The 14,049-nt window shown below is 64.4% G+C and carries 14 protein-coding genes; 6 read left to right on the top strand and 8 right to left on the bottom strand.

Going from position 1 to position 14,049, the window contains the following annotated elements; all coding sequences use genetic code 11:
• Positions 1-211 precede the first annotated feature (211 nt).
• The 5 genes from ATC00_RS20865 to ATC00_RS20845 all read left to right on the top strand — a co-directional run bounded on the left by ATC00_RS20865 (position 212) and on the right by ATC00_RS20845 (position 5,604).
• A complete protein-coding gene (locus ATC00_RS20865; protein ID WP_064254363.1) occupies positions 212-1,237 on the top strand; it encodes a sulfate ABC transporter substrate-binding protein in 1,026 nt (341 codons plus the stop codon).
• 6 nt (positions 1,238-1,243) lie between these two features.
• A complete protein-coding gene (gene cysT / locus ATC00_RS20860) occupies positions 1,244-2,101 on the top strand; it encodes a sulfate ABC transporter permease subunit CysT (protein WP_064254222.1) in 858 nt (285 codons plus the stop codon).
• A complete protein-coding gene (cysW, locus tag ATC00_RS20855) occupies positions 2,091-2,975 on the top strand; it encodes a sulfate ABC transporter permease subunit CysW (RefSeq protein ID WP_037384285.1) in 885 nt (294 codons plus the stop codon). Before cysT ends, cysW begins: the two co-directional genes overlap by 11 nt.
• A 15-nt stretch (positions 2,976-2,990) precedes the next feature.
• Positions 2,991-4,100, top strand: coding sequence for a sulfate/molybdate ABC transporter ATP-binding protein (locus tag ATC00_RS20850; protein WP_037384284.1), 1,110 nt, complete (start codon positions 2,991-2,993; stop codon positions 4,098-4,100).
• Between the two features lie 139 nt (positions 4,101-4,239).
• Complete coding sequence (locus ATC00_RS20845; RefSeq protein ID WP_064254221.1) at positions 4,240-5,604, top strand: FAD-binding oxidoreductase; 1,365 nt, start codon at positions 4,240-4,242, stop codon at positions 5,602-5,604.
• Here the strand turns inward: ATC00_RS20845 and ATC00_RS20840 are convergent.
• The 8 genes from ATC00_RS20840 to ATC00_RS20805 all read right to left on the bottom strand — a co-directional run bounded on the left by ATC00_RS20840 (position 5,601) and on the right by ATC00_RS20805 (position 13,539).
• The gene (locus ATC00_RS20840; RefSeq protein WP_082912485.1) at positions 5,601-6,092 is read right to left on the bottom strand and encodes an RES family NAD+ phosphorylase; all 492 of its coding nucleotides are present in this window, start codon (positions 6,090-6,092) and stop codon (positions 5,601-5,603) included. The two genes, ATC00_RS20845 and ATC00_RS20840, sit on opposite strands and share 4 nt — an antisense overlap.
• Positions 6,093-6,165: 73 nt before the next feature.
• Positions 6,166-6,537: a DUF2384 domain-containing protein gene (locus ATC00_RS20835; protein WP_037384278.1), complete on the bottom strand. Its 372-nt coding sequence runs from the start codon at positions 6,535-6,537 to the stop codon at positions 6,166-6,168.
• A gap of 85 nt (positions 6,538-6,622) precedes the next feature.
• On the bottom strand, positions 6,623-7,408 hold the full coding sequence (locus ATC00_RS20830; RefSeq protein ID WP_064254219.1) for a crotonase/enoyl-CoA hydratase family protein: 786 nt from the start codon (positions 7,406-7,408) through the stop codon (positions 6,623-6,625).
• Entirely contained in the window at positions 7,405-8,274 is an 870-nt protein-coding gene (locus ATC00_RS20825) for a hydroxymethylglutaryl-CoA lyase (protein WP_064254218.1), read from the bottom strand. Before ATC00_RS20825 ends, ATC00_RS20830 begins: the two co-directional genes overlap by 4 nt.
• On the bottom strand, positions 8,271-10,259 hold the full coding sequence (locus ATC00_RS20820) for an acetyl/propionyl/methylcrotonyl-CoA carboxylase subunit alpha (RefSeq protein WP_064254217.1): 1,989 nt from the start codon (positions 10,257-10,259) through the stop codon (positions 8,271-8,273). The genes ATC00_RS20825 and ATC00_RS20820 overlap by 4 nt, the downstream gene beginning before the upstream one ends.
• A gap of 16 nt (positions 10,260-10,275) precedes the next feature.
• Entirely contained in the window at positions 10,276-10,659 is a 384-nt protein-coding gene (locus tag ATC00_RS20815; protein ID WP_037384269.1) for a RidA family protein, read from the bottom strand.
• A gap of 15 nt (positions 10,660-10,674) precedes the next feature.
• Entirely contained in the window at positions 10,675-12,282 is a 1,608-nt protein-coding gene (locus tag ATC00_RS20810; RefSeq protein ID WP_064254216.1) for a carboxyl transferase domain-containing protein, read from the bottom strand.
• A gap of 93 nt (positions 12,283-12,375) precedes the next feature.
• Positions 12,376-13,539: an isovaleryl-CoA dehydrogenase gene (locus ATC00_RS20805; RefSeq protein ID WP_064254215.1), complete on the bottom strand. Its 1,164-nt coding sequence runs from the start codon at positions 13,537-13,539 to the stop codon at positions 12,376-12,378.
• Between the two features lie 333 nt (positions 13,540-13,872).
• Here ATC00_RS20805 and ATC00_RS33865 point away from each other — a divergent pair, with 333 nt between their 5' ends.
• A complete protein-coding gene (locus tag ATC00_RS33865) occupies positions 13,873-14,007 on the top strand; it encodes a hypothetical protein (RefSeq protein ID WP_268801744.1) in 135 nt (44 codons plus the stop codon).
• The last annotated feature ends 42 nt before the right edge of the window (positions 14,008-14,049 follow it).

Raw genomic sequence — 14,049 nt, 5'->3', positions numbered from 1 at the left:
CGATCGCACCGTGCCGCAAATAAAGTTACTTTGGGCAGGCGCGAAAATGAGCCATGCTCCCGCGCGCCGAGCGGAGCGGTCGGGCACGGAATTCCCGGAAACGGCTAAATTAGGATACGGCATTTCTCAAATCCGCCTGCCGGCGTCACATGTTTGCGTTGAGGTAGTCTATAAAATTGATAGTTTTATCTGGCAAAGGATGGAGGTCGACATGCGTTCGAATAGACTTGCCGGAATCATGAAACTAGCACTTGTGGTCGGAAGCCTGCAGCTCGGCTCAGCCGGTATTGCCGCCGCAGACACGACAATCTTGAACGTGTCCTATGATCCGACGCGGGAACTCTACAAGGATTTCAACGCCGCCTTCGCGGAAAAATGGAAGGCCGATACGGGCGAAACCGTCACGATCCAGACTTCGCATGGTGGCTCTGGCAAGCAGGCCCGCTCGGTGATCGACGGTCTCGAGGCCGATGTGGTGACGCTGGCGCTCGAAGCCGATATCGACGCGATTGCACAGGCGACCGGCAAGATCCCGGCCGACTGGAAGGCGCGTCTCGAAAACAACAGCGCGCCCTATACGTCGACAATCGTCTTCCTGGTGCGCAAGGGCAATCCGAAGGGCATCAAGGATTGGGGCGACCTGACCAAGGACGGCATCCAGGTCATCACGCCGAATCCGAAGACCTCGGGCGGCGCCCGCTGGAACTTCCTCGCCGCCTGGGCCTGGGCGCGTGCTGCCAACAACGGCGATGATGCCAAGGCGCAGGAATACGTGACGCAGCTCTTCAAGCACGTTCCGGTTCTCGATACCGGCGCGCGCGGCGCAACCACCACCTTCGTCCAGCGCGGCCTCGGCGACGTGCTGCTCGCCTGGGAGAACGAAGCCTATCTTTCGCTCGAGGAACTCGGCCCCGACAACTTCGAGATCGTCACCCCGTCGATCTCGATCAAGGCTGAGCCGCCCGTGGCCCTCGTCGACGGCAATGTCGACGCAAAGGACACCCGCAAGGTGTCAGAGGCCTACCTCAACTATCTCTACAGCGATGCCGGCCAGAAGATCGCCGCCAAGCATTACTACCGGCCGTTCAAGCCGGAGCTTGCCGACCCGAAGGACACCGCCCGCTTCGCCGATCTGAAACTCGTCACTATTGACGAATTCGGCGGTTGGAAGGAAGCTCAGCCGAAATTCTTCGCCGATGGTGGGGTTTTCGACCAGATCTACAAGCCGGGACAATAATATCATATGGCCTTTCGCAGCAGCACGCGATGGCGGTTTCGGCAGCCGAGCGTCATTCCGGGTTTCGGATTGGCGCTCGGCGTCACACTCGCCTGGCTCACCCTCATCGTCCTCATTCCCCTCTCCGGCCTGATCTGGCGCTCGACCAGCCTCGGCTGGTCCAGCTTCATGTCGCTCGTCCTTGACGAGCGCACCGTCAACGCCTTGACGATCAGCTTCGGCACGGCCTTCATCGCCGCGGTCGTCAACCTTTTCTTCGGCGTCGTCCTCGCCTGGGTGCTGGTGCGATATCGCTTTCCCGGCAAGCGGGTGATCGACGCCATGGTCGATCTGCCCTTCGCGCTTCCGACCGCCGTCGCCGGCATTGCCCTGACGGCGCTCTATGCGCCGAACGGCTGGATCGGATCGCTCCTCGAACCGCTCGGCATCAAGATCGCCTTCACGCCGGCCGGCATCGTCGTGGCGCTCGTCTTCGTCGGCCTGCCCTTCGTCGTGCGCACCGTTCAACCGGTCATGGAGGAAATCGACAAGGAGGTCGAAGAGGCGGCCGCAACGCTCGGCGCCAACCGGTTTCAGACGATTAGCCGGGTCCTGCTGCCGGGACTGCTACCGGCCGGGCTGACCGGCTTTGCGCTTGCCTTTGCCCGCGGCGTCGGCGAATACGGCTCGGTGATCTTCATCGCCGGCAACCTGCCCTATGTCTCGGAGATCGCACCGCTGCTGATCATCATCCGCCTAGAGGAGTTCAACTATCCGGCTGCGACCGCGATCGCCACGGTGATGCTGTTCCTCTCCTTCATCATGCTGCTCGTCATTAACTCTATCCAGGCCTGGAGCAGACGGAGATACAGCAATGGCGCTTGATACCAGCACGGCGCCGACGGCGTCATCCAAACTCGTGAAAGCGGCAACATCGGAAACGCGGGTCGCGCGCCTGACGCTGATCGCAGTCGCGCTCGGTTTCGTTGCCCTTTTCCTCCTCCTGCCGCTCGCGACCGTCTTCATCGAGGCGTTTCGCAAGGGACCGGCCGAGTTCGCGACGGCGCTTCGCGATCCCGAGACCTTTTCGGCGATCCGCCTGACGCTCATCGTTGCAGCGATCTCCGTTCCGCTGAACCTGGTGTTCGGGGTGGCGGCCTCCTGGGCGATCGCCAAATTCGAGTTCAAGGGCAAGGCTTTTCTGACGACCCTGATAGATCTCCCCTTCTCGGTGTCGCCGGTGATCTCGGGCCTTGTCTTCGTCCTGCTCTTCGGCGCCAACAGCGCCCTCGGCCCCTTCTTGCAGAAGCACGGCATTCACATCCTCTTCGCCGTGCCGGGCCTGGTGCTTGCTACCGTCTTCGTCACCTTTCCATTCGTCGCCCGCGAACTCATCCCGCTGATGCAGGAGCAGGGAACGAGCGACGAGGAGGCAGCGCTGTCGCTCGGGGCAACCGGCTGGCAGACCTTCTGGCATGTGACGCTGCCGAACATCAAGTGGGGCTTGCTCTACGGAGTGTTGCTCTGCAACGCCCGGGCGATGGGCGAGTTTGGTGCCGTGTCCGTGGTTTCTGGTCACATTCGCGGCCAAACGAACACCATGCCCTTGCAGGTCGAAATCCTCTATAATGAGTACAATTTCGTCGCCGCGTTTGCTGTGGCGGCAGTCCTTGCGCTTCTGGCGCTGGTGACGCTCGTCCTTAAGACGGCGCTTGAAATCCGCTACAGCGACGAGATCGCTGCCAGCCGCAGGCATTGAAAGGTCCATACATCCATGGAAGTCCGCGTCCAGAACATACGCAAGGAATTCGGCCGCTTTCCGGCGCTCGACGACGTCTCGCTCGACATCCGCTCCGGCGAGCTGATCGCGTTGCTCGGCCCCTCCGGCTCGGGCAAGACGACGCTGCTGAGGCTCATCGCCGGCCTCGAGAGCCCGACCGACGGGACGATCTTCTTCGGCGCCGAGGATGCCTCGAAGAAGACGGTGCAGCAGCGAAACATCGGCTTCGTCTTCCAGCATTATGCGCTCTTTCGGCACATGACCGTGCTTGACAACGTCTCCTTCGGACTGAAGGTCCGGCCGTCGAGCCGCCGGCCGCCAGCCGCCGATATTCGTCGCCGGGCCCTCGACCTGCTCGAACTAGTGCAGCTGTCCGGCCTTGAAAAGCGCTATCCGGCCCAGCTCTCCGGCGGCCAGCGCCAGCGGGTGGCGCTCGCCCGCGCCATGGCGGTGGAACCGAACGTTTTGCTGCTCGACGAACCCTTCGGCGCGCTCGACGCGCAGGTGCGCAAGGAACTGCGCAAGTGGCTGCGGGAAATCCACGACCGCACCGGCCACACGACGGTTTTCGTCACCCACGACCAGGAAGAGGCACTCGAACTGGCCGACCGCGTCGTGGTGATGAGCAAGGGTGCGATCGAGCAGGTCGGCACGCCCGACGATATCTACGACCATCCGGTCTCGCCCTTCGTCTATGGCTTCATCGGCCAGTCGAACTGCATCGACGTGACGCTTTCGAGCGGCGAGATCTGGTTCGAGGACCGGCCAATCGGCCTGCGTGCGGCAAGCGAGCCGGACGGGGTGGCAACGCTTTACTTCCGTCCGCACGACATCGAACTCATCGATGGCTGCGGCGGCTGTCTCGCAGGCCTAGTGACGGCAAGCCGCCGCGTCGCCGGCACACGGCACCTCGAGATCGATCTCGGCAAGGCCCACCCTCCGGTCGAGATCGAACTGCCGCCGGAGCGCGCGTCGTCTACCGACCACACCCGTGTCGCCTTCCGGCCGACCAAGTGGACTCTCTTCCGCAAGGAAGGGGATGTCGCAGCCGTCTCGAGACAGGCGGAAGCACCGGTGAGCGAGCTGGCACGCACCGGCACCTGAAGCGGCATCACAGTGCCGCTTCGCGAAGCGGCACTGGCTGGCGCCGGCTTGCGGTTTACTCTATCAGAGCGATAGCATCGGGCGAGATCGATCCGATCCCGTTCCTCGGACTGCTGCCCGCCGCGCGTGGAGCCACCGCATGACCGTCATCGAAGAGCTTGTCCATTCCCTCGGCGAGGCCGTATTGACCGGCGACCGCATCGGCGACCGTTATCGCAGCGATGCCAGCTTGACGGGACGCAGCCTGCCGATGGCGGTCGTTCGTCCGGCAAGCGCGCCCGAGATCGCCATCGCCCTGAAAATCTGCAACGAACACCGTCAGAGCGTCGTGCCGCAGGGCGGCATGACCGGTCTTGCTGGCGGCGCCAATCCAAAGACCGAAGACATCGTCATCTCCCTTGAGCGGATGTCCGGCATCGAGGAGATCGACAGCGCCGGTGCCACGATGACGGTGCTTGCAGGAACGCCGCTCGAAGTGGCGCAGCGCGCCGCCGAGACGGCCGGGTTCCTGCTACCGATCGATCTCGGCGCCCGCGGCTCCTGCCAGGTCGGCGGCAATCTCGCCACCAATGCCGGCGGCATCCGGGTCATTCGGCACGGCGTGACGCGCGACAATGTCCTCGGCCTCGAAGCCGTGCTGGCGGACGGCACGGTGCTCTCGTCGCTGAACAAGATGATCAAGAACAATACCGGCTACGACCTCCGGCAGCTCTTCATCGGTTCGGAGGGCACGCTCGGCATCATCACCCGGGCGGTGCTACGGCTCCGCCCGCTGCCCGACGGTCGCCTGACGGCGCTCTGCGCCCTCGCCAGCTATGCCGATGTCGTCGCCCTGCTGAAGCGGGCGCAGCAGCAGCTCCCGGGGCTGTCGGCCTATGAGACGATGTGGGAAAGCTATTTCGGGTTCAATTGCGGGGCCGAAGGCCTCCGGTTCTTCGAGACGCCGCCCGCGTTTGCCGTCATCATCGAACAGTGCACCCATGGGCTCGGCGGTGAGCGCGACGCGTTCGAGTCCTTTCTCGGCCAGATGCTCGAAGACGGATTGATCGGCGATGCCCTGATCGCACAGTCGGAAAAGGAGGCCCAAGCCTTTTGGCAGGTCCGCGAAGGGCACGCGCTCGACCGGCTGCCGTCGCTCGTCAATCTTGACGTCAGCCTGCCGATCGGGGCGATCGGCCGTTTCGCCGAGGCGTGCGGCGCCGCACTCCACGAGGCGTTTCCCTCAGCCCATGTGTCCTTCTTCGGCCATGTCGCCGACAGCAACCTGCATATCGCCTTCTCGGCCCCGGATGCGAAGGCCGAGACGCTGCATGCAGTCGACGAGATCGTCTACACCCTCGTCGGCCGCCACCACGGCTCGATCTCCGCGGAACACGGCATCGGTACCCTGAAACGCGATTTTCTCGACCGATCCCTCAGCCCGGCCGAGATCGAAGTCATGCGGCGCATCAAGACCGCGCTCGATCCGAACGGCATTCTCAATCCGGGCAAGGTGCTAATCTAAAGCCACGAGGCCGGCGATTGCGGCAGCCGGCCTTCCGGATCGATGACGTCGAGCCGCGGCCCGCTCCGGCCGTTCCAGCGCCAGAGCGCAACACAGGTGCCGCCGGGTGACATGTAGGACGGGTAGATCACGCCGTCGTAGCCGTCCTTCAAAAGTCCGGCTTGGGCCTTGTGCGTCTGCGGCACCGAACCCCTGTCGAGTTCGTCGCGCCACTCGCAGCGGTGAATCGCCTCTTCGAGCCCGAGTTCGGCAAGCACATCGCCGTCCGTCAGGTCCGCCAGCTTCGCCTCGCGAAGCTCAAGTTGCACGATCAGCGCCGGGTGCTGCACGAAGCCCTGGTTATATTCGGCCCAAGCGGTCGAAAGCTCCCGCGCCGCATAGATCGTTGGCGTTCCGACGGGGTTCCATCGGCCGCCGAAGCGGGCGGCGCCCTCGCCGGAAAGCGGCATATGGGCCCAGCGTGGCACGAAGGCACGCCAGAGCGTCATCGCTCGCGCCGGCGACATTGGCTCCAGGTCGGATCGGGACGCGGGCGCGGAACCGCTCACACTTTCCTCATCCTCAGGCGTAGACGCCGGCGCGGATGGCCTCGAGATAAGCGAGGACCTTGTCGGCCTTGCCTTCGCCGACCAGATCATAGGCGGTCTTGCCGGCCCAGCCGGGGATCGGCTGGTGCTTGAACCAGATGACCGCGCGGGCCTCGTCGCCGGCCATTTCGGACGCCATGGCGAGGATGCGAACGACCTTGCTCAAAGCGCTGTCGACCTTTCGCGCGCCGGACTTTGCCGTCAGCGTGTTGCGGGCGACGCCGATCAGCTTGGCGAGTTCGGCGAGCGTGACGCCGAGCCGGTCGGCAACGAGGCGCGCCGACAGGTACGGCGAATGATCGTCACCGAAGCGAGCCGCCGGAATCTGGAAATCGACAGCCATCATGACAAACTCGATCCTGTTTTGATCAGTACACTATTAAACTAGGATCAGATATCGCCCAAATCAAGCACAATTACCGCCGGGAAGATCAGCTTCGCCAGGAAGGTTCGCGGCGCTCGAAGAAGGCAGCGACCCCTTCTTGCGCTTCGTCGGTTTCCCACGTGTCGGCGAGTTGCTCGATCGTCGAAGCGATGACGGCGTCGGTAATCGGACTGCCGAGCGACCGCGCAAGCCGCTTGGCGCGGCCGGCCGCCCCCGGAGCGGCCACCAGGTAGAACGCGACTTCCGCTTCCACAACGGCGTCCAACGTGTCGATGTTCGCGACCACCGACACAAGGCCAGCGGTTTTCGCCTCTTCGGCCCCGAAAATTCGCGCCGACATGAACAATGGCCGTGCCTTCGCCTCGCCGATTCGGGCGACGACATAGGGACTGATGGTGGCCGGGATAAGCCCGAGGCGGGTTTCCGTCAGCCCGAATTTAGCCCCGCGCTCGGCGACGACGGCATCGCATACGCTGATCAGTCCCACCCCGCCGCCGAAGGCGCTGCCGTGGACGCGCGCGATCAACGGCTTCGGCATCTCGTTCAACGCCTTGAACATCATCGCCAGCCGCGTCGCCTCGGCGATCCGCGTCGGCCTGTCTGCCGCGAACTGCTGCCGCATCCACTCCAGGTCGCCGCCCGCACAGAAGCTCTTTCCTTCCGCATCAAGAATGACCGCGCGCACGGTCTGATCGGCTCCAAGCCGACCGGCAAGCTCCGTGAGCTCGCCGATCATCAGGGCCGAGAGCGCATTATGCTTTTCGCGGCGCGCGAGCGTCAGCCGGACAACCCCTCGTTCATCGCGCTCGTGACGGATTGTCTGATAGGTCATGCCGTACTCCTCAAGGAGCGCGCGAAGGCGGCGGCCCGTTCGAGCTTTTCGGCATCGATGCCGGTGGAAAAACCTTTCTTCTCCAGAAGCGCGTTGACCGAGACCGTATCGACATTGCCCGCCGCGCCCAGTGCATAGGGGCATCCGCCGAGGCCGCCGGCGGATGCGTCCAAAACCCTGATGCCGCGCTCTAGGGAAACCGCAATATTCTCGAGAGCACGACGCGAGGTGTCGTGGAAGTGACCGGCGAGCTTCGTTGCGGCTATCTCGCCGAGCACCGCATCCAGCATGGCGTCTACGGCCTCCGGCGTCCCTCGCCCGATCGTATCACCCAGGCTGATTTCATAGCAGCCGAGGTCGGAAAGCAGCCGCACCAGGCGGGCGGCAGCCTGCGGCGCGACGGCTCCCTCGTAGGGGCATTCGACGACGCAGCTCACGTAGCCACGCAGCGGAATGCGGTTGTTGCGGCTCGCCTCCGCCACCGGGCGGAACCGCTCGATGCTTTCGGCGATCGAACAGTTGATGTTCTTCTGCGAAAAGCTCTCGGAGGCCGAAGCGAAAATCGCCACCTCGTCGGCCCCCGACGCCAGCGCCGCCTCAAAGCCGCGCATGTTGGGCGCCAGCGCCGCGTAGCGCGTGCCCTGGCGCCTCTGGATGCCGGCCATCACCGCCGGAGCGTCGGCCATCTGCGGCACCCAGCGCGGGCTGACGAAGCTCGTCACCTCGATCCGCTCATAGCCGCAGTCGGAAAGGAGATCGACCAGCCTGATCTTGTCGTCGGTATCGACGAGTCTGGCCTCATTCTGCAGACCGTCGCGCGGCGCCATCTCGACGATCGTGACGTGCCCGCGTTCCTGCGACGTCATTCCGCCGCCTCCTCGTGAAGCTTGACGAGCACGGTGCCTTCGCTGACCTGCGCGCCCTCGGTCACGTGCACGCTCGCGACCTTGCCTTCCCGCGTCGCCGAGAGCGTCAGTTCCATTTTCATCGCCTCCATGACGACGAGCGGCTGGCCCTTGGCGACCGCCTCGCCGGCGCCGACGCGCACCAGCTTGATGAGGCCCGGCATCGGTGCGATGAGTTCGTCATCGGCGACCTCGCTCATGTGCCCGCCCGAAAGTGAATCCGGCAGGTGGAAGACAAGGTTGCGACCACCGACGAACAAGGTCAATGCCTCGCCGTCCTTGAGGAAGCGAAGCATCCGCTTCTGCCCAGCCACCTCGACCCGGGCACCGTCCTCGAACCGCTCGAGCACCAGGATCGGCAGTGTGCTCGACCCGGCATGCACCGCGAACTGGTCGCGGCCGCGCGCCTTGAGGGTCGCCGCCACACGGGCTCCGCCGTGCTCGATCGTCACCGTCCGTTGCGCGTCGCCCCATATCTGCCAATAGCCGAGCGACGACCAGGGATCGTTTCTTACACCGGGCTCGAGGACGCCGGTCGCGACGACTACCGCCAGTGCCAGCGCCTCGTCGTCGGGCACAACCGGGCCGGTCAGCCGCTCGATCTCGCGGTCGATCAGACCCGTATCGGGCCTGCCCGAGCGGAAATCGTGTTCTTCGGTCAGGCGGATGAGGAAGTCGAGATTGGTGGCCGTGCCGCCGATCCGGCATTCCTTAAGCGCGGCCTGCAGTTGGCCAAGGGCCGCCGACCGGTTGGGGCCATGCACGATCAGCTTGGCGATCAAGGGATCGTAATAGGGCGTGACCATGTCGCCCTGCCGCACGCCTGAATCGATCCGCACCTTGGCGTCCGGAAAGTGCAGGTGCTTCAGGCGGCCGATCGCCGGCAGAAATCCCTTGGCAGGATCCTCCGCATAGATCCGTGCCTCGAACGACCAGCCGTCCATGTTGATGTCGGCCTGCTTTTTCGGCAGAGATTCCCCGGCTGCAACCCGCAACTGCCACTCGACGAGGTCGAAGCCGGTGATCGCCTCCGTCACCGGGTGCTCCACCTGCAGCCTTGTGTTCATCTCCATGAAAAAGAAGTGATCCGGCCAGAGCCCGTTCGATACGTCGGCGATGAACTCGACCGTCCCGGCGCCGACATAGCCGATCGCCCGCGCCGCCGTGACCGCCGCATCGCCCATGGCGCGGCGCACCTCGGCGATCATGCCCGGGGCCGGCGCCTCCTCGATCACCTTCTGGTGCCGGCGCTGCAGCGAGCAGTCGCGCTCGAACAGATGAACGATATTGCCGTGCCGGTCGCCGAAGACCTGGACCTCGATGTGGCGCGGCCTGGTCAGATATTTTTCAATCAGCACCGAGCCGTCACCGAAGGCGGCTTCGGCCTCCCGCCGGGCGGCGTCCAGCGCAGAGGCGAAATCCTCCCTCCGGTCGACGCGACGCATGCCCTTTCCACCACCGCCGGCGCGCGCCTTGATCAGCACTGGATAGCCGATCTCAGCCGCCGCCCCGGCAAGGAAGCCCGCCTCCTGCTCCTCGCCGTGATAGCCGGGGACGACCGGCACGCCGGCGCGTTCCATCAGCGCCTTGGCGGCGTCCTTCAGCCCCATCGCGCGGATCGCGTCCGCAGAGGGTCCGACGAACACCATGCCAGCGGCTTCGACGGCGGCGGCAAAGTCGGCATTCTCCGAAAGGAAGCCGTAGCCAGGATGAACGGCGTCCGCCCCGACGCTCCTCGCCGCCCAAATGATACGCTCGATCGACAAATAGCTCTCGGATGCGGCCGCCGACCCGATCCTGACTGCCTCGTCGGCAAGCGCCACATGGAGCGCGTCGTCGTCGGCATCGGAATAGACGGCGACGGTGCGGATGCCGAGCCGGCGGGCGCTGCCTATGACGCGGCAGGCAATTTCACCGCGATTGGCTATCAGGAGCTTCGAAAACATATGCCTCTCTTCCGCTTTATTGTGCCGCCACCACTTCGACTTCGAGGAGCCAGGCGGAATCGAAGATTGCGGCAACGACCACCGTCATCGCCGGCGCCAGCGAACCCAGATAGTCGTTGCGGATTTCGCGGTTCGCCGCGAGATGATGCCTGTCGGCGAGATAGGTCGTCACCTTGACGATATCGGCCTTCGACATGGCCGCCGCCTTCAATTGCGCGTCGACATTCAGCCAGACCTGGCGGGCCTGCGCCTCGAAACCTTCCGGGACGATATCGTTCGAGTTCATGGGGACCTGACCGCTGACGAAAAGCAACCGACGGAAGTTCTCGATGCTGACGGCCTGCGAATAGCCGCCGCGCGGCTGCGGCGCGCTCAGGGCGTTGATGTTGTCACGCTTCACTTTTAGCCCTCCCCGCTACATCCTGAACAGCCCGAAACGCGTGTCCTCGACCGGCGCGTTGAGCGCTGCCGAGAGCGAAAGCGCCAGCACCTCCCGGCTCTTGCGCGGATCGATGACGCCGTCATCCCACAGACGCGCTGATGCATAGAGCGGATGGCTCTGCCGCTCGAAGAGATCGAGAACCGGCTGCCGAAAGCGTGCTTCCTCCTCTTCGTTCCAGGGCGTTCCGGCGCGCCTCAGCGCCTCGCCGCGCACCGTCGAAAGCACGCCCGCCGCCTGTTCGCCGCCCATCACCGAGATGCGGCTGTTCGGCCAGGTCCAGAGAAAACGCGGCGAAAAGGCCCGTCCACACATGCCGTAATTGCCGGCCCCGAACGAGCCACCGACCAGCATGGTGATCTTCGGGACCTTGACGGTCGCGACTGCCGTCACCAGCTTGGCACCGTGCTTGGCGATGCCTTCGGTCTCGTATTTGCGTCCGACCATGAAGCCGGTGATGTTCTGCAGGAAAACGAGCGGGATCCTGCGCTGGGCGCAGAGCTCGACGAAATGCGCACCCTTGAGTGCCGATTCCGAGAACAGCACGCCGTTGTTGGCGACGATGCCGACCGGGATGCCGTGGACATGGGCGAAGCCGCAGACGAGCGTCGTCCCGAAACGCGCCTTGAACTCGTCGAAGCGAGAGCCATCGACGATCCGGGCGATCACCTCGCGGATTTCATAGGGCGTCTTCAGGTCGCCCGGCACGATGCCGGCGATCTCGTCCGGATCATAGAGCGGCGGCTCCGGTTCGCGAAGCTCGACGGAATGCGACTTCTCGCGATTGAGCCCCGCGACGGCGCGGCGGGCGAGCGCCAGCGCATGCGCGTCGTCGCGCGCCAGATGATCGGCAACGCCGGAAAGCCGGGTGTGCACGTCGGCGCCGCCGAGATCCTCCGCCGACACCACCTCTCCGGTTGCGGCCCGAACCAGCGGCGGACCGGCGAGAAAGATCGTCCCCTGGCGCTCGACGATGATCGTCTCGTCGGACATCGCCGGCACGTAGGCGCCACCGGCCGTGCAGGAGCCCATGACGACGGCGATCTGCGGGATCCCGGCCGCCGACATATTGGCCTGATTGTAGAAGATGCGGCCGAAGTGATCGCGATCCGGAAAGACCTCGTCCTGGTTCGGCAGGTTCGCGCCGCCGGAATCGACCAGATAGACGCAAGGGAGCCGGTTTTCAGCGGCGATCTCCTGGGCCCTCAGATGCTTCTTCACGGTGATCGGATAATAGGTGCCGCCTTTGACGGTCGGATCGTTGCAGACAACCATGCATTCGCGGCCGAAAACCCGCCCGATCCCGGCAATCAGCCCGGCACCGGGCGCATCGCCGTTATACATCCCGTGCGCCGCCGTCGCTGCGACCTCGAGAAAGGGCGTGCCCGGATCGACGAGAGCGGCGACCCGGTCGCGCGGCAAGAGCTTGCCGCGGCTGACATGGCGCTCGCGCGCGGTTTCTCCGCCGCCGCCGGCCGCCTGCCGCACCGCTTCCTCTATCGTCGAGATCGCCTCCGCCATGGCGGCACGGTTTTCCTTGAACACATCCGAGGATGGCGAGATGTGCGATCGCAATATTGTCATTGTCCCCCCAAGCCCTGCCCTTCCTCAGTCAAGCGGCGCCCTCCGGTCTACAGCGTCCTTTGTGCGCCTGAAGGACGCACGGCGCTGTAGTGGCTATTTCGTCTCGGCGAACAGTTCGCGGCCGATCAGCATGCGGCGGATCTCGCTCGTGCCGGCGCCGATCTCATAGAGCTTGGCGTCACGCAGCAGGCGGCCGGCCGGATAGTCATTGGTATAGCCGTTGCCGCCGAGCGCCTGGATCGCCTCTAGCGCCAGCGCGGTCGCCTTCTCGGCGGCATAGAGAATGCACCCGGCAGCGTCCTTGCGCGCCGTCTCGCCGCGATCGCAGGCCGCCGCCACCGCATAGACATAGGCCCGCGCCGCATTCATCGTCACATACATGTCGGCAAGCTTCCCCTGCATCAATTGGAATTCGCCGATCGGCTGCCCGAACTGCTTGCGCTCATGGAGATAGGGGACGACGACATCGAGGCAAGCCGCCATGATGCCCAGCGGGCCGGCGGAAAGCACGACCCGTTCGTAGTCGAGGCCCGACATCAGCACCTTGACGCCCTCGCCGACCTTGCCGAGCACGTTTTCCTCCGGCACGATACAGTCCTTGAAGACGAGTTCACAGGTGTTCGAGCCGCGCATGCCGAGCTTGTCGAGTTTCTGGCCGGTCGAGAAGCCGGGATAGGTCTTCTCGACGAGGAAGGCGGTGATGCCGCGCGGCCCGGCGGCCGGATCGGTCTTGGCATAGACAACCAATACATCGGCATCTGGACCGTTGGTGATCCACATCTTGCTGCCGTTCAAAACGTAGCGGTCACCGCGCTTCTCGGCCTTGAGCTTCATCGAGACGACGTCTGAACCGGAACCCGGCTCCGACATGGCGAGCGCCCCGACATGCTCGCCGGAGATCAGCTTCGGCAGGTACTTCGCCTTTTGCTCGGCGTTGCCGTTGCGATTGAACTGATTGACGCAGAGGTTGGAATGGGCGCCATAGCTCAAGCCGACAGACGCCGAGGCGCGGCTGATCTCCTCCATGGCGACGCAATGGGCGAGATAGCCGAGGCCGGCGCCGCCATAGGCCTCGTCGGCGGTAATGCCGAGCAGGCCGAGTTCGCCCATCTCCCGCCAGAGCGGCGCCGGAAAGGCGTTGCTCCGATCCGTTTCCTCCGCCAGCGGCGCAATCCGCTCCGACGCGAACCGCCGCACGCTGTCGCGCAAAGCATCGATCTCCTCGCCCAGGGCGAAGTTCAATCCAGCTTCAAACATTCCATTCTCCTCCCGACGCCCGCCGACGATCTCCTATCGTCCGGCAGGCGCGCCGGCCCATGTTACCGCTCTGCGGCCCTCTCGCGAACGATACCATCGCTGCCGGCTAATTTCCTTCCAAAGAGCCGGGCGGCCAAGCACGAATTGCAAAAGAAGAAGGTGGGCAAGCGGCGCAACCATGCTTTGATGGCGAAAGGCGTAGATGCCAGTCGGCACCGTCCGGCGCTGGAGGTTGGCGGAACCGATTCCTTGGTTCAGCACAATGATGCGGAGCCACCCCGATCTCTGAGAGATTTGCCTCGAATTTCTCACATTCGCCATTCCATATAGGACATGCCGAAGCGCACCGACAAAGCAGGCATGGCCTTCCTCGTGCTTATCTGCATCCTCGTCGCTCTTGTGGTCAGTATTCTGGCGCTGGACCCCGGCACCCAGGCGCCACCTACCCAGCCGACGCTGGTTCCGTGAACAGGTCCACCACGGCTAAGTTCCTTTCCAAACGCGCGGCAG

The organism is Sinorhizobium americanum (genome assembly GCF_001651855.1).
Taxonomy (GTDB): Bacteria; Pseudomonadota; Alphaproteobacteria; order Rhizobiales; family Rhizobiaceae; genus Sinorhizobium; species Sinorhizobium americanum.
The sequence above is the reverse complement of the archived record's forward strand: the minus strand, read 5'-3'. Positions and strand labels throughout refer to the sequence as shown.